Below are 21,398 nucleotides of genomic sequence, written 5' to 3' on the forward strand. Positions count from 1 at the left end.
CAATGGACGCTCTGCGTCCGCTCTTGGGACGCAGAGCGTCCATTGAGGCATTCCCACGCAGAGCGTGGGAACGATCATGTTCAAGGGCTGTAATACCCGACAGCCACCAGAAAATGCCCGACCTTTTTCAGGTAGGCATGCTTGTCCTCGACCTTGCCAGTCACCGGGTTTTTCCAGCGGTATTCGTATTCGCCGTTGTCCTGCCTGGCCATCAGCGCCAGGATCGGCTCCCCAACCGGTTTGCCTTCCGGATCCTTGATCTTGCTGAAATCGGTGTTGATCAACCGCAGGTTGGTGCCATGGGCGACATAACGCTGGTTATCCAGGTCGACGACGAAGACGTACAGGTCATCCTGCAAGTAACCGCCCTTTAGGGAATTGATGGCCGTGAGCGTGCCCTTCTCGTCCTTGGCCAGATCGGCCGCCGCTTTGTTCAGCAACGCCATTGCCTGTTCCGCTGAGGCCCGTGGCAAGTAGTAACCGACCGCCAGGATCCGCTGACCGACGCGCTGGTAGAACACATGCTTGCGTTCGACCTTGCCGTCGGACCAGTTCTGCCAGCGGTATTCGGCCTGCTGGATGCCATTGCCTTCCGGCACTTTCAAAGCGTCTTTGAAGGCCTTCTGCAATTCCGGCCCGAGCACATCGGACACATCACGGCCAATCAACGCCGAAGAAGGTCCGCCGCTGGCAAGCATCACGCCTTTAGTGTCGACCACGAATACATAACGATCCTTGTCGACAAACTCGCCCTGACGGCTGAACGCAGCGAAGGCTTTGTCGCCATTGTCGTGATAGTACGCCAGGGCTTTTTCCAGCAAGGCTTTGGCAGCCTGGCTGTCGTCCTTTTCCGTGCCGGCGGCTTGAACCTGGCCCAGGCACAGCAAAAGCATCACGCCTAGCAAGGCCAACCTATGCAAGAAACCCATTGCGCATCCCTCGTTCTTGTTGGTGTTTCAAGAGCGTAGACGGCTTGGGGATATGTACGAATATTCAGGAAACAGTGGCGAAGGGCTTTTGTGGCGAGGGAGCTTGCTCCCGCTCGGCTGCGAAGCAGTCGCAAATCGGGCACCGCGGATTATCTGAAGGACCGCAGCGAAGGGATTTGGGGCGGCTTCGCCACCCAGCGGGAGCAAGCTCCCTCGCCACAAAGAGCACACCTCGCCACGGGTGTTCAGCATCCGGACTATTGCCCCCGGGCGCGCAGCTGTTGCTGCAGATTCTGGATCTGCGCCTGAAGGGAGTTGATGGTGCGGGTGACCTGGCTACGGAAAGCGTCGAATTCGGCAGTATTGCTTCCGCCGGCCGGGCGATTGTCCTGTTGGCTTTTGAGGATAATGACTTCCTGCTCCAGGCGCTCGATGGCGGCGCTCGGGTTGCCTTGTTTCTTCAGGGCAACGATGTCCGAGCCAAGGCTTTTAAGTTGCGCGTCGAATTTGTCGGTGTCCGCCGGGTTGGCTTTCAGCACGGCGACATCGCTATTCAAGACTTTGACCTGCGCCTGCAATTGAATAGTGGCGGTCTGTTGTTCAGTGCCTTGCTCGGTTATCTGCGCCAGGCGCTTATCCAGTTCGGTGGTCTGTGCACTCATCTGCGCCAGACGCTTGTCCAGCTCCGAAGCCTGGCCGACAACGCCCTGCTGCTGTTTGCCTTGATCCTGGAGCTTGCTTTCCAGCTGCTTGATTTGCAGCTTCAAGGCTTCGCTGTCGCTGGTGACGTTGGTCTGACTGGCGACAACCTTGCCGGAAATGTCCTGCAAGCGCCCCGCCGCGTCCTCGCTGATACGCGCGAAACTTTCCTGGGTCGCCACCAATTGCTGTTCCATCAGCGAGAGCTGCTGAAAGCTCCACCAGGCCAGGCCTGCAAACGCAAAGAACAAGGCGCCGACCAGCGCCCACAGCGGGCCGGTGCTCGGGCTTTTGACTTTGACCACTGGCGTAGTACGCGAATGCACGGAGGTGCGAGCGGTGGTCGGAAAATCATCGTCGTCGAGGCTGTCGGCACGCAGGCTCGGTATATCGAAGTCGTCGTTGGCATCGTTACGCATGGACATTGAGTCAACCTTTGTGGAACGCGGTGATGGCTTGATGCGGCGCAGTATAACCCCCACGGCCGCATCGATTGACCTTCAACCCGGAACTCGGTTCAGTGTTGCCGCGCCAACCCGGGCGTCAGCGGATGTCCTGGGCCTTCCACCAGCAGCAGAATTCATCGAGGGCGGTCCAGAGACTGACTTTGGGATCGTAGTCCAGATAATGCCGGGCGCGGCTGATGTCCAGGGTGAAATTCTTGTTCATCACCTGCATGCCCAGGCGCGACAGGGTCGGTTCGGGGCGGCCTGGCCACAATTTGCACACGCCCTCGTTGAGCGCTGCAACGGTGTAGGCCAAACCGTAGGAACGGTAGCGCGTGACCTGTGGGACATCCATCTTGCGCATCACGTAATTGACCACGTCCCACAACGGCACCGGCGTGCCGTTGCTGATGTTGTAGGCCTTGCCCAACGCCGAACCGCTGGCCAGCAAACTGCTGAGCAACGCTTCATTGAGGTTTTGCACGCTGGTGAAATCAACCTTGTTCAGGCCGTTGCCGATGATCGCGAGCCGTCCTTTGCGCTGCATTTTCAGCAACCGCGGAAAGATGCTCATATCGCCGGCCCCGGTCACGAATCGCGGGCGCAAGGCCAGGGTTTCGAGGCCGAACTCCTGAGCGCCGAAAACCTTTTGCTCGGCCAGGTATTTGGTCGCGGCGTAGGGATGCTTGAAACGCTTGGGTACCTGTTCTTCAGTCAGCCCCAAGTGATCACGGCCATCGAAGTAGATCGACGGCGAGGACAAGTGCACCAGTCGCCGAACCCGCTGTTTCAGACAGGCCTCGACCACGTTTTCGGTAACCTGCACGTTACCCTGATGAAAGTCCTGATAACGCCCCCATAAACCGACCGCACCGGCGCAATGCACCACGGCTTCGACGTCTGAGCACAGATCGCGTGCCAGTTCCGGGTCGCCCAAGTCGCCCTGGATGAACTCGGCGCCACGGCGCACCAGATGCTCCACACTTTCGGCCCGGCGACCGTTGACCCGCACGTCCAGGCCCTGCTCCAGGGCAAAACGCGCAAAGCGCCCGCCGATGAAGCCGCTTGCGCCGGTAACCAGAATCTTCATGAATTGCTCCGAATATTTCGTTTTGCGTTTTGCATATGCGTAAGGCGTGAGGTCTTGACGCTGGCCGTCAGTCCAACGGCACCAGCCATTGCTTCGACGAGCGCACCAACTGATCGGTGAGCAACCCCAGCAACTGACCGCCATTGCGCCAATGATGCCAGTACAACGGCACATCGATCGGCTTATCAGGCAACAGCTCTACCAATACGCCGCGTTCCAGTTGCTCGCGCACCTGCAGTTCAGGCACCAGGCCCCAACCGAGTCCCGCTTCCGTGAGACGGATGAAGCCTTCGGACGAGGGGCATAGATGGTGTTCGAATCCGCCATCGACGCCGACGGACGCGAGGTAGCGATGCTGTAGGAAATCGTCCGGGCCAAACACCAACGCGGGGGTTTTCGACAACAGATCGGCGCGCACGCCTTCAGGAAAATGCCGGGCGATAAATGCCGGACTGGCCAACGCACGGTAGCGCATGGCGCCCAATAACACGCTACGCGCACCCGCCACCGGACGCTCGCTGGCGCAGATGCACGCGGCCACTTCACCAGCGCGCATGCGTTTGAGGCCCACCGTCTGGTCTTCGACGACCAGATCCAGCAGCAGGTGTTGCTCGGCGCAGAAATCACTGACGGCTGCGGCCCACCACGTGGCGAGGCTGTCGGCATTCAAGGCGATGCGCAAACGTTCCGGCAGACCTTCTTCATCGAGTGCCGGCACCAGTGTCTGCAAGTCCCGTTCAAGCAAACGCACCTGCTGCACATGGTTGAGCAGCCGTCGGCCGATTTCGGTCGGGGCCGGCGGAGTCACCCGCACCAGCACTGGTTGGCCGACCCGAGCCTCAAGCAATTTGATGCGCTGGGAGATCGCCGATTGCGACAAGCCGAGCACCTGAGCCGCACGTTCGAACCCGGCCTGCTCGACCACCGCGGCCAAGGCAGAAAGCAATTTATAGTCGAACATCAGTTTTCCTAATGAGCGATCAGCATGATTGGTTTTTCTTATACAGCCTGACACCCGAGAATGGCCAGCAACAACTCTTCAACAAGGATCATCGACATGGCTGGCGAAACTTCATTGGCAACTTTGCTGCGCAGCATGAGCCCGCAACTCAACGCCGGCGAATACGTGTTCTGCACCCTGCGCGACGGCAAGCTGCCGGCAGGCCTGGAGATCGTCGGCAGCTTCCGCGAGCAGGAAGGTCTGACGGTGATTCTCGAACGTTCCCACGCCGAGAAGGCCGGTTTCAGTTTCGATTACGTCGCGGCCTGGATCACCTTGAACGTGCATTCGGCCCTCGAAGCCGTCGGCCTGACCGCCGCATTCGCCACCGCATTAGGCCAGGCCGGCATCAGTTGCAACGTGATCGCCGGCTATTACCACGATCACCTGTTCGTCGGTCAGGCCGATGCCGAACGCGCCATGCAAGTGCTGCGAGACCTGGCAGCCAACGCGGAGTAAAAAATATGTGGCAAAGCTATGTGAACGGCCTGTTAGTGGCCGCGGGGCTGATCATGGCGATCGGTACTCAAAATGCGTTTGTGTTGGCCCAGAGCCTTAGGCGTGAACATCACCTGCCCGTGGCGGCGCTCTGCGTGACCTGCGATGCATTATTGGTCGCTGCCGGCGTATTCGGCCTGGCGACGGTGCTGGCGCAGAACCCGACGTTGCTGGCAGTCGCCCGCTGGGGTGGCGCGGTGTTTCTGATTTGGTATGGCAGCCTGGCGTTGCGTCGCGCCTGCTCGAAACAGAGCCTGCAACAAGGCGAAAACCAGACCGTGCGCTCGCTGCGCGCGGTGATGCTCAGTGCGTTGGCCGTAACGCTGCTCAACCCGCACGTTTATCTGGATACCGTGCTGTTGATTGGCTCTCTCGGCGCCCAACAAACCGAGCCCGGCGCTTATGTCGTCGGCGCGGCCAGTGCGTCGTTGCTGTGGTTTTTCACCTTGGCGCTCGGCGCGGCGTGGCTGGCGCCGTGGCTAGCGCGGCCAAGTACCTGGCGTATCCTCGATCTGTTGGTGGCGGTGATGATGTTCACAGTAGCCTTTCAATTAATCGCCGCCGGCTGATTATTCCAAAAGGCTAAGGGGATGCCCTCACTAAATGACGGTCGCGCCGCCGCCCCGCAAAGCGCAAGACTAGGCGTGAGGAGCGAGGTTTGGTGGTCCAAATGAGCGACGAACAACGACGGATTGCGCTTTGCGGGGCGACGGCCCTTCGGGTTGGAGCTGTGATCGTGCCATGCGGCGTTGCGGGACTTGAAGAGGCAAAAAGCATCCTCTTCGTCCCGCGCCTTGCCTGGCACGATCACAGTTCCAACGCGATCCGTCATTTAGTGAGGGCATCCCTTTGAACCTCTATCCCACACAGTTGTTGCGTGGTTATGCCGCCCCCCCGGTGCTATGATCCGGTCCGATGCGCCGCAAAGAGTACAAACTCCCCGGCGCTTGTCTGGCCGCCCGTGATCGGCCTTGCGCTCACCGCAACTGACCTGATTAGGAGAATCATCATGGCTTTCGAATTGCCGCCGCTGCCTTACGCACACGATGCCCTGCAGCCGCACATTTCCAAGGAAACTCTGGAATACCACCACGACAAGCACCACAACACCTATGTCGTGAACCTGAACAACCTGGTGCCAGGCACCGAGTTCGAAGGCAAGACTCTGGAAGAAATCGTCAAATCTTCCTCGGGTGGCATCTTCAACAACGCCGCTCAAGTCTGGAACCACACTTTCTACTGGAACTGCCTGGCACCAAACGCCGGCGGTCAACCAACCGGCGCATTGAGCGACGCGATCAACGCAGCCTTCGGTTCGTTCGACAAGTTCAAGGAAGAATTCAGCAAGACTTCCATCGGCACCTTCGGTTCCGGCTGGGGCTGGCTGGTGAAAAAGGCTGACGGTTCCCTGGCCCTGGCCAGCACCATCGGCGCCGGCAACCCGCTAACCAACGGCGATACCCCGCTGCTGACCTGCGACGTCTGGGAACACGCTTACTACATCGACTACCGCAACCTTCGTCCAAAATACGTCGAAGCGTTCTGGAACCTGGTCAACTGGAAATTCGTTACTGAGCAGTTCGAAGGCAAAACCTTCACCGCTTAAGATCGATGCCCAAGAAAAAACCCGGCTTAGGTCGGGTTTTTTTATGGGCGGTGGAAAGTTCAGAAAGCGGGTACATCCATGAAGAATGTATCGATTGTCCGGCCGCCTTCGCAAGCAGGCTCACGATAGCGGTCCGTCCGGCAGCATCAATGTTGACTGTGCCGCCATCATCGCGAGCAGGCTCACTCCCACAGGGGGCGACGGGGGCTTACGAGAACCCCCAATCCACTGTGGGAGCGAGCCTGCTCGCGATGAACGATGACGCGGTAGAACTGACTGAACGCCTAGTCCTGGGGGTCGACGATATCCAAAGCCCGATTAACGGCTAAGTCCGCCAACATGACGATCTGCGCAATGGCCAACGCTGTACTGCGCTGGGAGCCGCTCAGGTTGGTGGCGAAATCGCTGGCCAGAACACTTGCCGAGGCCAATGACTCACAGGCGTGGGCCAGGAGGGATTCGGTGTCCATGTCGGGGGCGATCATGAAGATGGTTCTGGGATTATTGGATTGGGTGGTGTTGAAGGGGGGATCGGGGATTAACTTATCCAAGGGAATGCCTATGACGTGGGGTGCCATTCCCTCGCCGTTTCTCACGCGACGAAGAGGTGGCAGCTATGTGCGAGGTGAGAAACCGGTCATAGACACCCGGCCAGACCGAAGTCTGCCCGCACACAGCCGCCATAACGCATATGCAGCAAATAAACTGGCGGCAATTATGCGGATACTGACGCTGGATGACTATGACTTGCCGAGTTCTCACACCCGATCGCTGAGTTTTCAGCGACAGCCAAAAGGTTATTGAACCCGCTTCCTACGGGCAACCTGAAAACCTCGTGGGAAAGGTCTGGTTTTTTTACCGTTATTTAAACGGACGCATCCGTTGCCTGTGCGGCCGCCATCGCGAGCAAGCCCGCTCCCACAGGGGGATCGGCGTACGCCTTTAGCTCCTCACCACTCAACAGGCACATCCGCAAAAACCAGGCCGATTTCCCACAATGAAACCAGACTTCAGCCCCTTGCCCCAACGCCACAGCCGTCTAACATCAACCAAACGGAAAATATGTCCCGAGCCCCCTCAAGTTGAAGACCCCGACAACCGACACAGTACGAATAGCCAAACACTCCTAACCACAGCATTTCAGCCAAGCTACAAACAAAACCCCATGGGATTGATTGTCCCTTTGACTGCCATCACCGGATTGCCAATACTCATGGCAACTTGACGCTACCCGCACGGAACAAGGAATGACTCTTTGAAGCTGGAACTCAAGAACAGCTTGTCGGTGAAGTTGCTCCGGGTCGTGCTCCTTTCGGCATTGATCGTAGGCGTGGTCTTGAGCTGCGCGCAGATCGTTTTCGATGCCTACAAAACGCGCCAGGCCGTGGCCAGCGATGCCCAGCGCATCCTCGACATGTTCCGCGACCCCTCGACACAGGCCGTCTACAGCCTGGACCGCGAAATGGGTATGCAAGTGATCGAAGGCCTGTTTCAGGACGACGCTGTGCGCAAGGCCTCCATCGGCCATCCCAACGAAGCCATGCTCGCGCAAAAGTCTCGCGAGCTGCAGCACTCCGACAGTCGCTGGCTGACCGACCTGATCCTCGGCAAGGAACGCACCTTCACCACCCAACTGGTGGGTCGCGGTCCTTACAGCGAGTATTACGGCGACTTGAACATCACCCTCGACACCGCCACCTATGGCCAGGGCTTCATCGTCAATTCGGTGATCATCTTCATCTCCGGCGTGTTGCGTGCGATGGCCATGGGGCTGGTGCTGTACCTGGTCTATCACTGGCTGCTGACCAAGCCGCTGTCGCGGATCATCGAACACCTCACGGAAATCAATCCGGATCGCCCCAGCGAACACAAGATCCCGCTGCTCAAGGGGCATGAAAAGAACGAATTGGGGATCTGGATCAACACTGCCAACCAGTTGCTCGAGTCCATCGAGCGCAACACCCATTTGCGTCACGAAGCGGAAAACAGCCTGCTTCGCATGGCCCAGTACGACTTCCTCACCGGTCTGCCGAACCGCCAGCAACTACAGCAGCAACTGGACAAAATCCTGGTAGACGCCGGCAAGTTGCAGCGTCGCGTCGCGGTATTGGTGGTTGGCCTGGACGACTTCAAGGGCATCAACGAACAATTCAGCTACCAGACCGGCGACCAACTGCTGCTGGCCCTGGCCGATCGGCTGCGAGCGCACAGCGGACGCCTTGGCGCCCTCGCCCGCCTCGGCGGCGACCAGTTCGCCCTGGTTCAGGCCGACATCGAACAACCCTACGAAGCGGCCGAACTGGCCCAAAGCATTCTCGATGACCTGGAAGCGGCATTTGCCCTCGATCATCAGGAGATTCGCCTGCGCGCCACCATCGGCATCACCCTGTTCCCCGAGGACGGTGACAGCACCGAGAAACTGCTGCAAAAAGCCGAGCAGACCATGACCCTGGCCAAGACTCGCTCACGCAACCGTTATCAGTTCTATATCGCCAGCGTCGACACCGAGATGCGCCGCCGTCGCGAGCTGGAAAAAGACCTGCGCGACGCCTTGGTCCGTGGCCAGTTCTACCTCGTCTACCAGCCGCAGATCAGCTATCGCGATCACCGGGTGGTGGGTGTCGAGGCGCTGATTCGCTGGCAGCATCCCGAGCACGGGCTGGTTCCACCGGACTTGTTCATCCCTTTGGCCGAGCAAAACGGCACCATCATCGCCATCGGCGAATGGGTGCTGGATCAGGCGTGCAAGCAACTGCGCGACTGGCATGACCAGGGTTTCGTCGACCTGCGCATGGCGGTGAATCTGTCCACGGTGCAGCTGCACCACGCCGAGTTGCCACGGGTGGTCAACAACCTGCTGCAGATGTATCGCCTGCCACCGCGCAGCCTGGAGCTGGAAGTCACCGAAACCGGCCTGATGGAAGACATCAGCACGGCCGCCCAGCATCTGCTGAGCCTGCGCCGCTCCGGCGCGCTGATCGCGATCGACGATTTCGGCACCGGTTATTCGTCGTTGAGCTATCTGAAAAGCCTGCCGCTGGACAAGATCAAGATCGACAAGAGCTTCGTTCAGGACCTGCTCGATGACGACGACGACGCGACCATCGTTCGGGCCATCATCCAGTTGGGCAAGAGCCTGGGCATGCAGGTGATTGCCGAGGGCGTGGAAACCCCCGAGCAAGAGGCCTACATCATTTCCGAGGGCTGTCACGAAGGTCAGGGCTATCTCTACAGCAAGCCGCTGCCGGCGCGGGAATTGAGTGCGTATCTGAAACAGGCCCAGCGCAGTAACGCGGCTATTTTGTAGAAGATCAAAAGAACGCAGCCTCGTTTCACTCTGTAGCAGCTGTCGAGTGAAACGAGGCTGCGTGCTCTTGATCCACGACACAACTCCCCCTGAATAAGAAATATTTCCAGGTACAACCCTTTACAGATAATGCGAAAGATTTGCATTATGTCGCAGTTTTGCGCGCTTGCTGCGCCTTCAACCCCCTCTCGAAGCAGGATGTTCGCCATGATTCGTATGCCTCTGGCTACCGCCAGTCTGTTGGCCATCGCTATTTCCCTCGCCGGTTGTGGCGAAGGCAAAGACAAAGCTGTCGCTGCGCCGGCCGCCAGCACCACGGCCCCGGCTGTTGCACCCGCCGCTGTCAGCAAAGTCGACGAAGCCGCCGCCAAAGCCGTTGTCGCGCATTACGCCGACATCGTCTTCGCCGTCTACAGCGATGCCGAATCTACCGCGAAAACCCTGCAATCCGCCGTCGACGCCTTCCTCGCCAAGCCGAACGCCGACACCCTGAAAGCGGCCAAGGCTGCCTGGATCGCTGCCCGCGTTCCTTACCTGCAGAGCGAAGTGTTCCGCTTCGGCAATACCATCATCGACGACTGGGAAGGTCAGGTGAACGCCTGGCCACTGGACGAAGGCCTGATCGACTACGTCGACAAATCCTACGAGCACGCACTGGGTAACCCGGGCGCCACGGCCAACATCATCGCCAACACCCAGGTTCAGGTCGGCGAAGACAAGATCGACGTGAAAGACATTACCCCGGCAAAACTCGCGAGCCTGAACGAGCTCGGCGGTTCCGAGGCCAACGTTGCCACCGGCTACCACGCCATCGAATTCCTGCTCTGGGGCCAGGACCTGAACGGCACCGGCCCTGGCGCCGGCAACCGTCCAGCTTCCGACTACCTGGAAGGCAAAGGCGCAACCGGCGGGCATAACGATCGTCGCCGCGCTTACCTGAAGTCCGTGACCCAACTGCTGGTCAGCGACCTGGAAGAAATGGTCGGTAACTGGAAGCCTAAAGTGGCCGACAACTACCGCGCCACCCTGGAAGCCGAGCCAGCTGAATCCGGCCTGCGCAAAATGCTGTTCGGCATGGGCAGCCTGTCCCTGGGCGAACTGGCGGGCGAGCGCATGAAGGTTTCCCTGGAAGCCAACTCGCCGGAAGACGAACACGACTGCTTCAGCGACAACACCCACAATTCGCAGTTCTACGATGCCAAAGGCATTCGTAACGTGTACCTGGGCGAATACACCCGCGTCGACGGCACCAAAATGACTGGCGCCAGCCTGTCGTCCCTGGTAGCCAAGGCTGACCCGGCTGCCGACACCGCGCTGAAAGCCGACCTGGCGGCGACCGAAGCCAAGATGCAGGTCATTGTCGATCACGCCAACAAGGGTGAGCACTACGACCAACTGATCGCCGCCGGCAACACCGCTGGCAACCAGATCGTCCGTGACGCTATCGCTTCCCTGGTCAAGCAGACCGGTTCGATCGAAGCCGCCGCTGGCAAACTGGGCATCAGTGACCTGAACCCGGACAACGCTGATCACGAGTTCTGATCAACGCTGAATAAAAAGGCGACCCTCGGGTCGCCTTTTTCATACCTGATTTTTGAGTGCCGATCGTTCCCACGCTCTGCGTGGGAATGCAGCCCGGGACGCTCCGCGTCCCATCCAGAGCCGAACGCGGAGCGTCCGTAGAGGCATTCCCACGCAGAGCGTGGGAACGATCAGTGCGCTACATCAACCAAACGATAATTCCTCTTATTCAATCTCCCCTGCCCTGTTAGACTTTGCGCCCTTGTTTTGCTCGTCTTGCAGGATGTCTGATGCCCTCGCTGCCTCTTCGCTTGTCCGCACTGTTGCTGGCCCTGGGCCTGAGTGCCTGCGATGACGCCCCGCGTTTTACCAAAGCCGAACCCGGTGAAGCCCGGTCCGGTGGCAGCGCAACCGTGCGCAAGACCGATCAGAACGCATTTTCCCTGCCGTCCGCCAACCTGCCGCCGTCACGGCGCGTGGATTTCAGTGTCGGCAACAGCTTTTTCCGAAATCCCTGGGTGATCGCCCCGTCGACCACCACCGCCCGGGATGGCCTTGGCCCGCTGTTCAACACCAACGCCTGCCAGAACTGCCACATCAAGGACGGCCGCGGTCATCCGCCCACGCCGGGTGCACAGAACGCCGTGTCGATGCTGGTACGCCTGTCGATTCCCGATACGCCAGCGTATGCCAAAGTGATCGAGCAACTCGGTGTCGTGCCGGAGCCGGTCTACGGCGGACAATTGCAGGACATGTCCGTGCCGGGTGTCGTGCCGGAAGGCAAAGTGCGCGTCGATTACACGCCCGTTCCGGTTCGCTTCAAGGACGGCACCGAAGTCGAGTTGCGCAAGCCGACGTTGCAGATCACCCAGCTCGGCTACGGCCCGATGCACCCTGACACGCGTTTCTCGGCCAGGGTCGCACCGCCGATGATTGGCCTGGGCCTGCTCGAAGCGATCCCCGACGAGACGATCCTGGCCAACGCCGAAGCTCAGGCAAAAGACAAAAACGGGATCGCCGGACGCCCGAACCGCGTCTGGGATGACGCGCAACAAAAAACCGTTCTCGGGCGATTCGGCTGGAAGGCCGGCCAACCCAACCTTAATCAACAGAACGTTCATGCGTTCTCCGGCGATATGGGCCTCACAACCCGTCTGCGCCCCGTCGATGACTGCACCGACGCGCAAACCGCTTGCAAGCAGGCGCCCAACGGCAATGGCGCCGATGGCGAGCCGGAAGTCAGCGACAACATCCTGCGTCTGGTGCTGTTCTACAGCCGTAACCTCGCCGTCCCGGCCCGCCGTGATGTCAGCGCCCCCGAGGTGCTGGCCGGCAAAACTCTGTTTTTCCAGGCCGGATGCCAGTCCTGCCACACGCCGAAATACACCACTGCCGCCAATGCCGCAGAACCTGAACTGGCCAATCAAGTGATTCGCCCTTACAGCGACCTGCTGCTGCATGACATGGGCGACGGCCTGGCCGACCACCGAAGCGAATTCCAGGCCAGTGGCCGCGACTGGCGCACCCCGCCGTTGTGGGGCATCGGCCTGACGCAAGCGGTCAGTGGCCACACCCGGTTTCTGCACGATGGCCGCGCCCGCAATCTGCTCGAAGCCGTGCTTTGGCATGGCGGCGAAGCCACAGCGGCGCAGCAACAGGTGTTGTCTTTCAATGCCGAGCAGCGCGCTGCGTTGCTGGCGTTCTTGAATTCCCTTTAATACGTATTCCATAGCGGGAGCCCGACATGTTTCGTCCCAAATTGTTGTTCACCAGCCTCGCCGCGCTCGCCTTGGGCGCCTGTTCGCCGCAGGATCCGCAGGCCGTTACGTCAGCAGCCATCGCCAAGTCGGTGATCCTGCCGACCTACACGCGCTGGGTTGAAGCCGACCGCCAACTCGCCGTCAGCGCCCTGGCCTACTGCGAAGGCAAGGAAAACCTCGACACCGCCCGCGCCGACTTCCTGCATGCACAGAAAGCCTGGGCCCAGTTGCAACCATTGCTGATCGGGCCGCTGGCCGAAGGTAATCGCGCCTGGCAGGTGCAGTTCTGGCCGGACAAGAAAAACCTCGTCGGCCGTCAGGTCGAGCAACTGGTCAGCGCACAGCCGCAGATCGACGCCGCCGCCCTGGCCAAATCGAGCGTTGTGGTTCAAGGCCTTTCCGCCTACGAATACATCCTGTTCGACAGCAAGCCTGATGTGGCCAACGCTGAACAGAAAGCCAAGTACTGCCCACTGCTGATCGCGATTGGCGAGCGGCAGAAACAACTGGCCGAAGAAATCCTGAAGAGCTGGAACAACACCGACGGCATGCTCGCGCAGATGAGCAAATTCCCGAACCAGCGTTACGCCGATTCCCACGAAGCCATCGCCGATCTGCTGCGTGTGCAAGTCACCGCCCTCGACAGCCTGAAGAAAAAACTCGGCACGCCGATGGGCCGTCAGACCAAGGGGGTGCCGCAACCGTTCCAGGCCGATGCATGGCGCAGCCAGTCGTCCCTGAGCGGCTTGGAAGCCAGCCTCGCCGCCGCCAAAACGGTGTGGGAAGGCGTCGACAACAAAGGCCTGCGCGGTCTGTTGCCGAACGAGCAGAAACCATTGGCCGACAAGATCGACGCCGCTTACGCCGCGTCCCTGAAACTGTTCGCCAGCAACCAGCGCTCGCTGACCGAGATGCTCAACGACGATGCCGGTCGCCAGCAACTCAACGACATCTACGACAGCCTCAACGCCGTCCACCGCCTGCATGAAGGCGAACTGGCCAAGGCGCTGGGCATCCAACTGGGCTTCAACGCCAACGACGGTGACTGATGAGGGCAAGTGCCATGCTGCGACGCCAGGCTCTGACGTTAGGTAGTTTGCTGCTGGGTGCGGTGACACTGGGCGGCTGGACGCTGTTCAAGCAGAAGGACAAAAGCCCGCTGCTGCTCTCGGCGCGGGACGATACCGACGGCAAGCACTATGCCGTCGGTTACCGGCTGGACGGCACCCGGGTGTTTGCCACCCACGTCGGCCAGCGCTGCCACGACATCATCAACCACCCGACGTTGCCGATTGCGCTGTTCGTCGCCCGTCGTCCCGGCACCGAGAGTTACCTGATCGACCTGCGCGACGGCACGCTGCTGCAAACGGTGACCTCGCAGCCGAATCGGCATTTCTACGGGCATGCGGTGATTCACCAGAGCGGCGACTGGCTGTACGCCACCGAGAACGACACCTCCGATCCGGGTCGCGGCTTGCTCGGTGTGTATAAGTTCGAAGGCGAGCGGCTGGTGCACAGCGGCGAGATTTCCACTCACGGCGTCGGCCCGCATCAGGTGTCGTGGATGCCCGATGGTGAAACCCTGGTGGTGGCCAACGGCGGCATTCGCACCGAGGCCGAAAGCCGCGTCGAGATGAACCTCAACGCCATGGAACCAAGCCTGGTGCTGATGCAACGGGACGGCACCCTGCTGAGCAAGGAAACCCTGGCCCAGCCGATGAACAGCGTGCGTCATTTGGGGATTGCCAGCGACGGCACCATCGTCGCCGGTCAGCAGTTCATGGGGCCGTCTCACGAGTCGTCGGAGCTGCTGGCCATCAAGCGTCCCGGCCAGCCGTTCGTGGCCTTCCCGGTGCCTGAGCATCAGTTGCAGGCCATGGGGCATTACACCGCCAGTGTCGCGGTGCACAGCGAGCTGCGCCTGGTGGCGTTGACCGCGCCACGGGGCAACCGCTTTTTCATCTGGGACCTGGACAGCGGTGAAGTGCGCCTGGACGCGCCGCTTCCCGATTGTGCCGGGGTCGGCGCGGTAGCCGATGGTTTTGTCGTGACCTCCGGTCAAGGACGCTGCCGGTTCTACGACTGCCGCCAGACGAACCTTGTGGCTAAACCCCTCGACCTACCGGCAGGGCTCTGGGACAACCACCTTCACCTCATCTAAACACGGTCCTTTGTAGCAGCTGGCGAAGCCTGCGTTCGGCGGCGAAGCCTGCGTTCGGCGGCGAAGCCGTCGCAAATCCCGACACCGTGGTTTGCCTGACACACCGCGGTGTCTGATATCACGACTGCTGCGCCGCCGAACGCAGGCTGCGCCAGCTGCTACAGGTCGGGGTGAAGCCTTCCTGTAAGTTCTGCCAGTTGGAATCCCCTGCACACTCGGAGTAATGTGCCCGACTGAGTCACCTGATTTTCTCCAAGGAAGTGGAAATATGCTGCGTCGCCGCATGCTGATCATGTTGGGTGTTGTTTTGCTGATCGTGCTGGTCCTGGCCGGTTACAAAGCCTTCTCCATCTATACGATGATTCAGGGCTTCGCTGCGCCAAAACCAGCGATCAGTGTCGCCGTGGCCACTGCCACCGAACGGCCGTGGCAAGCCCGCCTGCCCACCGTCGGCACGCTCAAGGCGCTGCAAGGCGTGGACCTGAGCCTGGAGACCGACGGCACTGTCATCGATTTGCAGTTCGAGTCAGGTCAGAAGGTCAAGGTCGGCCAACCACTGCTTCGGCTGGATAGCGTGGTAGAAACCGCCCTGCTCGAAACCGCTCAAGCCGACCTGGGCCTGGCGCAGCTCGATTACGGTCGCGGCAGCCAATTGGTGGGCAGCCAAGCCATTTCCAAAGGTGAATTCGACCGGCTCTCTGCTGTGTTGAAAAAGAGCCAGGCCACGGTGAATCAGCTCAAGGCGGCGCTGGCCAAAAAACGCTTGCTCGCACCGTTCAGCGGGACCATCGGTATTCGTCAGGTGGACATCGGTGACTATCTCGCCAGCGGCACCATGATTGCCACCCTGCAAGACCTCAGCAGCCTTTATGTAGACTTCTTCGTCCCCGAGCAGTCGGTACCGAAGATCGCCCTCGGCCAACCAGTGCAGATCGTGGTCGCGGCCTATCCGACACAAACCTTCCCCGGCACTATCAGTGCGATCAACCCGAAAGTCGAAAACAGCACGCGCAACGTCCAGGTCCGCGCGACCCTGGCCAACCCCGACGGCAAACTGCTGCCGGGAATGTTCGCCAGCCTGCAAGTGTTGTTACCCGACCCGCAGCCGCGGATTGTCGTGCCGGAAAGCGCGATCACTTACACGCTGTACGGCAACTCGGTCTATGTCGTCGCGCAGAAAAAAGCCGAAGACGGCAGCCTGGAAAAAGACGACAAGGGCCAACCGATCCTGATCGCCGAACGGCGTTTCATCGAAACCGGCGAGCGCCGCGATGGGCAAGTGATGATCACCAAGGGTGTGCAGAACGGCGAAAAAGTGGTCACCGCCGGCCAGATCAAACTGGACCACGGCGCACACATTGCGATCAGCGACGACAAGACCTTAGCCGAGAAGAACAGCCCGCCGCCCGCGGACTGATCAAGGAACCCCCATGGCTTTTACCGACCCGTTCATCCGCCGCCCGGTGCTCGCCACCGTGGTCAGCCTGTTGATTGTGCTGCTGGGCTTCCAGGCCTGGAGCAAGTTGCCGCTGCGCCAATATCCACAAATGGAAAACGCCCTGATCACGGTGACCACCGCTTACCCCGGGGCCAACGCCGAAACCATCCAGGGCTACATCACCCAACCGATGCAGCAAAGTCTGGCCAGTGCCGAAGGTATCGACTACATGACCTCGGTCAGTCGCCAGAACTTCTCGGTGATCTCGATCTACGCGCGCATCGGCTCCAACAGCGACCGCTTGTTCACCGAACTGCTGGCCAAAGCCAACGAGGTGAAGAACCAGCTGCCCCAGGACGCCGAAGACCCGGTACTGAGCAAGGAAGCCGCCGACGCCTCGGCACTGATGTACATCAGCTTCTTCAGCAAGGAGCTGAGCAACCCGCAGATTACCGACTACCTGTCGCGGGTGATCCAGCCGAAACTGGCGACCCTGCCGGGCATGGCCGAAGCCGAGATTCTCGGCAACCAGGTATTTGCCATGCGCCTGTGGCTGGACCCGGTCAAGCTGGCCGGTTTCGGCCTGAGTGCCAGCGACGTCACCGATGCAGTGCGCAAATACAACTTCCTCTCCGCCGCCGGCGAAGTGAAAGGCGAGTACGTCGTCACCAGCATTAACGCCAATACCGAGCTCAAATCCGCCGAAGCCTTTGCCGCGATTCCGCTCAAGGTCGAAGGCGACAGTCGCGTGCTGCTCAGCGATGTGGCGCGGGTTGAAATGGGCGCGGAAAACTATGACTCGATCAGTTCTTTCGGCGGCACTCCTTCGGTGTACATCGGCATCAAGGCCACACCCGGCGCCAACCCGCTGGACGTGATCAAGGAAGTGCGCAAGATCATGCCGGACCTGGAAGCCCAGTTGCCGCCGAACCTCAAAGGTGAAATCGCCTACGACGCCACGCTGTTCATCCAGGCCTCGATCGACGAAGTGGTGAAAACCCTGTTTGAAGCGGTGCTGATCGTGATCGTGGTGGTGTTCCTGTTCCTCGGCGCCCTGCGTTCGGTGGTGATCCCGGTAGTCACCATCCCGCTGTCGATGATTGGCGTGATGTTCTTCATGCAGATGATGGGCTACTCGATCAATCTGCTGACGTTGCTGGCGATGGTATTGGCCATCGGCCTGGTGGTGGACGACGCCATTGTGGTGGTGGAAAACATTCACCGGCACATCGAAGAAGGCAAGACGCCGCTGGATGCGGCCATCGAAGGCGCCCGGGAAATCGCCATGCCGGTGGTTTCGATGACCATCACCCTGGCGGCGGTCTATGCGCCGATCGGCTTCCTGACGGGGCTCACGGGGGCGCTGTTCAAGGAGTTCGCCCTGACCCTGGCCGGCGCGGTGGTGATTTCGGGCATCGTCGCCCTGACCCTGTCGCCGATGATGTGTGCCTTCCTGCTGCGCCACGACGAAAATCCCAGCGGCCTGGCCCATCGCCTGGACCTGATTTTCGAAAGCCTCAAGCGCCGTTACCAAAGCATGCTCCACGGCACCCTCAACACCCGGCCGGTGGTGCTGGTGTTCGCGGTGATCGTGCTGTGCCTGATTCCGGTGCTGCTCAAGTTCACCAAGTCGGAGCTGGCGCCGGACGAGGACCAAGGCATCATTTTCATGATGGCCAACGCCCCGCAACCGGCCAACCTCGACTACCTGAGCGCCTACACCGACGAGTTCGTCACCATCTTCAAGACGTTTCCCGAGTACTACTCGTCGTTCCAGATCAATGGCTTCAACGGCGTGCAATCGGGGATCGGCGGCTTCCTGCTCAAACCGTGGAATGAACGCAGCCGCACTCAAATGCAGATCCTGCCCGAGGTACAGGCCAAACTGGAGAGCATTGCCGGATTGCAAATCTTCGGCTTCAACCTGCCCTCCCTGCCCGGTACCGGTGAAGGGCTGCCGTTTCAGTTCGTCATCAACTCCGCCAACGATTACGAGTCGCTGCTGCAAGTGACCGACCGGGTGAAAAAGCGGGCAATGGAATCCGGCAAGTTCGCCTTCGTCGATGTTGACCTGGCGTTCGACAAACCTGAAGTGGTGGTGGATATCGATCGCGCCAAGGCCGCACAGATGGGTGTTTCCATGCAGGACCTGGGCGGGACGCTCGCGACATTGCTGGGTGAGGCGGAGATCAACCGTTTCACCATTGAAGGTCGCAGCTACAAAGTCATCGCGCAGGTCGAACGGCCCTTCCGGGATAACCCCGACTGGCTGAACAATTATTACGTCAAGAACACCCAGGGCGAACTGCTGGCCCTGTCGACCCTGATCACCGTGACCGACCGGGCGCGGCCACGGCAGTTGAACCAGTTCCAGCAACTCAACTCGGCCATCCTGTCCGGGGTGCCGCTGGTCAGCATGGGTGAAGCCATCGACACCGTGCGCCAGATCGCTCGGGAAGAAGCGCCGGTGGGTTACGCCTTCGACTATGCCGGCGCATCACGGCAATACGTCCAGGAAGGCAGTGCGCTGTGGGTCACCTTCGCCCTGGCGCTGGCGATCATTTTCCTGGTACTGGCGGCCCAGTTCGAAAGCTTCCGCGATCCGCTGGTGATTCTGGTGACCGTGCCGCTATCAATCTGTGGCGCGTTGATCCCGCTGTTCTTGGGTTGGTCGAGCATGAACATCTACACCCAGGTCGGCCTGGTGACGTTGATCGGGCTGATCAGCAAGCACGGAATCCTGATCGTCGAATTTGCCAACCAGTTACGCAAGGACAAAGGCCTGACACCGCGCGAAGCCGTGGAAGAAGCGGCGGCCATTCGTCTGCGTCCAGTGTTGATGACCACCGCGGCGATGGTGTTCGGCATGGTGCCATTGATCATCGCCACGGGGGCGGGCGCCGTCAGCCGGTTTGACATCGGCATGGTGATCGCCACGGGGATGTCGATCGGGACGTTGTTTACCTTGTTTGTGTTGCCGTGCGTGTACACGTTTTTGGCAAAACCCGATAAACCCTCACGCTAAGATCGTTCCCACGCTCTGCGTGGGAATGCCTCTACGGACGCTCTGCGTTCGGCTTTGGAAGGGACGCAGAGCGTCCCGGGCTGCATTCCCACGCAGAGCATGGGAACGATCGGCGCTCTGTAGGTGGGAACAAAAAAGGCCTCGCATTTGCGAGGCCTTTTACTTGGGCTTCAATCTGTTCAACTTTGTGGCCTCAATCCTTGAGAAAGTCCGAACATGAACAGCAATAAGTCATGATCGGGTTGAGATGCCACGGGTGCCTTCGCAACGCGTGGCAACGGACAATGCGCGTCGCCATTCATTGAACTGAGAACTTGCGTGCGGGGCTGCTCCCATGCCGCCACCGCCAGTGAAGCAACTGCCAAGGCTCCTATTAAAAATACACCTCGTGCAATTTCGAGTTTCATTGCTATAAACCCTTGATAGCGCTGCCAAACGCCGTCTTGTAAAAATAGACGAGTTTTTGCCAGTCCGTCGTGCCGAACGACGAGTGGCGACGCAGTTGCTTCATGTCATGAGAAGCCGCTTGCCGGGCGGTAAAACGCTGCCGACATTTCTCCAGATCGATCAAGGCCACTTCAATATTGGCAGCCTCGCCTTCGCCGGTGACGCGCACGAATACGTGCTTGATGTAGAGGCAGCTGTGCTGCCAGCGGCCCTTATGCATCCGGGCCAGGTTCTCGGCCAGTTCCTTCAACACTCGATCATGCACGACCTCGCCATGACGCTCGCGACCACCGCCAGCGTACCAGTGCTCGATTTCCTCGAAGCCGTCCAGCGCCTTGGTGACCAGCAAGGCGCGCCATTTATGCACCGGATCGCGCTGTGCACCGCAGAACACGATTTCCGGAACGCGAACGTCGAGCAGGCCCAGGCCGATAAGTGCATCGCGCTCGCGCAGCACCGTCGGCCGACCGAATGGGTGCAGCAAGCTGCGATGGATATGCCCGGTCTGACGTTTAACGTAAAGCAACTGGCCATTGCTGCTCATGACGCGCTGCACGCCGCTTTCTCCGCCGCGGCGGACGTTGGGTTCTTCTACCCATTCACCGCGCTGATTCCAGAAATAGTCGAAGCGGTCCTGAGGAGCGACGTCCGTTTCTGCTGCACATTGCACTGCCATTTTGTTACCTCTTGCGTAATACGTAGACCCGCCACATCGCATAGAGCGGTAAAAAGTCCAGTTGTTCCTGGATGCGAAAACCCGCCTGCTCAAATTCCTTTTCAACCGTAGCAGCCGGTAACACAAATCGATTTTGGTAACCCTCCTGCCCACGTGCTTTCTCGGCGCGTTTGCGTTTCCACGCTTTGAAATTGCCGTCCACCCACAGGGAAAGGACCACGCTATCACGCGTGACGCGCTCGAATTCACGCAATATGGCCAGTCGATGCTCGGCTTCACCGATGTGATGGAGCAAACGCATGCAGAAAATGCTGTCGACGGCGTTATCAGGCAAGGCGATGTCGAATGCAGAAGTGTGCAAGGGTTGTACCCGTTTCACCACTTCGGCAGGTTGCGCCTGCATGGCAACCTTGAGCATGGATTCGGAGTTGTCGGCGCCAATGATCGCACGATTGGTTTTTTCCGCCAGCAATGGCCAGAAACGCCCCGCACCGCAGGGCAGATCGAGGATCAGCCCCGGCTCACCGACCGCCGCCAGCGCCTTGCGCGCCAGTTGCTCGTCACGCCAGTGTGACAGCCGGCGACCAAGGCCATCCTGGTGTTTACGCAGGTATCGTTGAGCGTGTTGGTCGTCGTACTTTTCGGAAAAATCCAGTTTGATCGGGCCAGCCATCACCAAGGTCTCCAGAGCTGCTGATGGCATTCACGATAGGTAGCGCCGTGTCAGCGACAGGTCATTCCTTTGTGAAAAAAACGTCATGTAAAACCTCAAATCATTTCGAGGTTTTGCAGGGT

General features: G+C 59.8%; 18 protein-coding genes. 10 read left to right on the forward strand and 8 right to left on the reverse strand.

The features are described 5' to 3' along the window. Positions 1–80: 80 nt before the first annotated feature. The 4 genes from AC3WP4_RS22720 to AC3WP4_RS22735 all read right to left on the reverse strand — a co-directional run bounded on the left by AC3WP4_RS22720 (position 81) and on the right by AC3WP4_RS22735 (position 4,125). Positions 81–929: a cache domain-containing protein gene (locus AC3WP4_RS22720; RefSeq protein ID WP_102615629.1), complete on the reverse strand. Its 849-nt coding sequence runs from the start codon at positions 927–929 to the stop codon at positions 81–83. 257 nt (positions 930–1,186) lie between these two features. Beyond that, the gene (locus tag AC3WP4_RS22725; RefSeq protein WP_074874067.1) at positions 1,187–2,053 is read right to left on the reverse strand and encodes an ATPase; all 867 of its coding nucleotides are present in this window, start codon (positions 2,051–2,053) and stop codon (positions 1,187–1,189) included. 118 nt (positions 2,054–2,171) lie between these two features. Beyond that, the gene (locus tag AC3WP4_RS22730; RefSeq protein ID WP_102615631.1) at positions 2,172–3,164 is read right to left on the reverse strand and encodes an NAD-dependent epimerase/dehydratase family protein; all 993 of its coding nucleotides are present in this window, start codon (positions 3,162–3,164) and stop codon (positions 2,172–2,174) included. A 67-nt stretch (positions 3,165–3,231) separates the two neighbouring features. Next, on the reverse strand, positions 3,232–4,125 hold the full coding sequence (locus tag AC3WP4_RS22735) for a LysR family transcriptional regulator ArgP (protein WP_102615632.1): 894 nt from the start codon (positions 4,123–4,125) through the stop codon (positions 3,232–3,234). Positions 4,126–4,221: 96 nt separating this feature from the next. On the opposite strand from AC3WP4_RS22735, the gene AC3WP4_RS22740 reads away from it, so the two are divergent. The 3 genes from AC3WP4_RS22740 (at position 4,222) to AC3WP4_RS22750 (ending at position 6,268) form a co-directional block, all read left to right on the forward strand. Then, a complete protein-coding gene (locus AC3WP4_RS22740; protein WP_074874064.1) occupies positions 4,222–4,623 on the forward strand; it encodes an ACT domain-containing protein in 402 nt (133 codons plus the stop codon). Between the two features lie 5 nt (positions 4,624–4,628). Continuing rightward, positions 4,629–5,231 (forward strand): LysE/ArgO family amino acid transporter, encoded by a 603-nt coding sequence (locus AC3WP4_RS22745; protein ID WP_033057511.1) that lies wholly within the window; start codon positions 4,629–4,631, stop codon positions 5,229–5,231. A 440-nt stretch (positions 5,232–5,671) separates the two neighbouring features. Then, a complete protein-coding gene (locus AC3WP4_RS22750) occupies positions 5,672–6,268 on the forward strand; it encodes a superoxide dismutase (protein ID WP_102615633.1) in 597 nt (198 codons plus the stop codon). Between the two features lie 284 nt (positions 6,269–6,552). Here AC3WP4_RS22750 and AC3WP4_RS22755 read toward each other — a convergent pair whose 3' ends face one another. Then, entirely contained in the window at positions 6,553–6,819 is a 267-nt protein-coding gene (locus AC3WP4_RS22755) for a DUF6124 family protein (protein WP_102615651.1), read from the reverse strand. A gap of 704 nt (positions 6,820–7,523) precedes the next feature. On the opposite strand from AC3WP4_RS22755, the gene AC3WP4_RS22760 reads away from it, so the two are divergent. The 7 genes from AC3WP4_RS22760 (at position 7,524) to AC3WP4_RS22790 (ending at position 19,480) form a co-directional block, all read left to right on the forward strand. Next, entirely contained in the window at positions 7,524–9,575 is a 2,052-nt protein-coding gene (locus AC3WP4_RS22760) for a putative bifunctional diguanylate cyclase/phosphodiesterase (RefSeq protein ID WP_074874060.1), read from the forward strand. A gap of 207 nt (positions 9,576–9,782) precedes the next feature. Continuing rightward, on the forward strand, positions 9,783–11,117 hold the full coding sequence (locus AC3WP4_RS22765; protein ID WP_074874059.1) for an imelysin family protein: 1,335 nt from the start codon (positions 9,783–9,785) through the stop codon (positions 11,115–11,117). A 269-nt stretch (positions 11,118–11,386) separates the two neighbouring features. Beyond that, positions 11,387–12,814 (forward strand): di-heme oxidoreductase family protein, encoded by a 1,428-nt coding sequence (locus AC3WP4_RS22770; RefSeq protein WP_102615635.1) that lies wholly within the window; start codon positions 11,387–11,389, stop codon positions 12,812–12,814. Between the two features lie 26 nt (positions 12,815–12,840). Further along, positions 12,841–13,905 carry an imelysin family protein gene (locus AC3WP4_RS22775; RefSeq protein WP_102615636.1) on the forward strand — a complete coding sequence of 355 codons (1,065 nt, stop codon included), beginning with the start codon at positions 12,841–12,843 and terminating at the stop codon, positions 13,903–13,905. A gap of 14 nt (positions 13,906–13,919) precedes the next feature. Then, positions 13,920–15,017 (forward strand): DUF1513 domain-containing protein, encoded by a 1,098-nt coding sequence (locus tag AC3WP4_RS22780; RefSeq protein ID WP_102615637.1) that lies wholly within the window; start codon positions 13,920–13,922, stop codon positions 15,015–15,017. 268 nt (positions 15,018–15,285) lie between these two features. Next, positions 15,286–16,434 (forward strand): efflux RND transporter periplasmic adaptor subunit, encoded by a 1,149-nt coding sequence (locus tag AC3WP4_RS22785; RefSeq protein WP_074874055.1) that lies wholly within the window; start codon positions 15,286–15,288, stop codon positions 16,432–16,434. 13 nt (positions 16,435–16,447) lie between these two features. Further along, complete coding sequence (locus AC3WP4_RS22790) at positions 16,448–19,480, forward strand: multidrug efflux RND transporter permease subunit (RefSeq protein ID WP_102615638.1); 3,033 nt, start codon at positions 16,448–16,450, stop codon at positions 19,478–19,480. A 179-nt stretch (positions 19,481–19,659) separates the two neighbouring features. Here AC3WP4_RS22790 and AC3WP4_RS22795 read toward each other — a convergent pair whose 3' ends face one another. From AC3WP4_RS22795 to AC3WP4_RS22805, 3 genes are read right to left on the reverse strand one after another with little or no spacing between them, the layout of a single operon-like run. Further along, positions 19,660–19,887: a hypothetical protein gene (locus AC3WP4_RS22795; RefSeq protein WP_074874053.1), complete on the reverse strand. Its 228-nt coding sequence runs from the start codon at positions 19,885–19,887 to the stop codon at positions 19,660–19,662. Positions 19,888–19,889: 2 nt separating this feature from the next. Further along, complete coding sequence (locus tag AC3WP4_RS22800; RefSeq protein ID WP_074874052.1) at positions 19,890–20,603, reverse strand: lipopolysaccharide kinase InaA family protein; 714 nt, start codon at positions 20,601–20,603, stop codon at positions 19,890–19,892. 4 nt (positions 20,604–20,607) lie between these two features. Beyond that, positions 20,608–21,276, reverse strand: coding sequence for a class I SAM-dependent methyltransferase (locus tag AC3WP4_RS22805; RefSeq protein WP_074874051.1), 669 nt, complete (start codon positions 21,274–21,276; stop codon positions 20,608–20,610). Positions 21,277–21,398: the final 122 nt, after the last annotated feature.

This window comes from Pseudomonas sp. FW305-20, assembly GCF_058788075.1.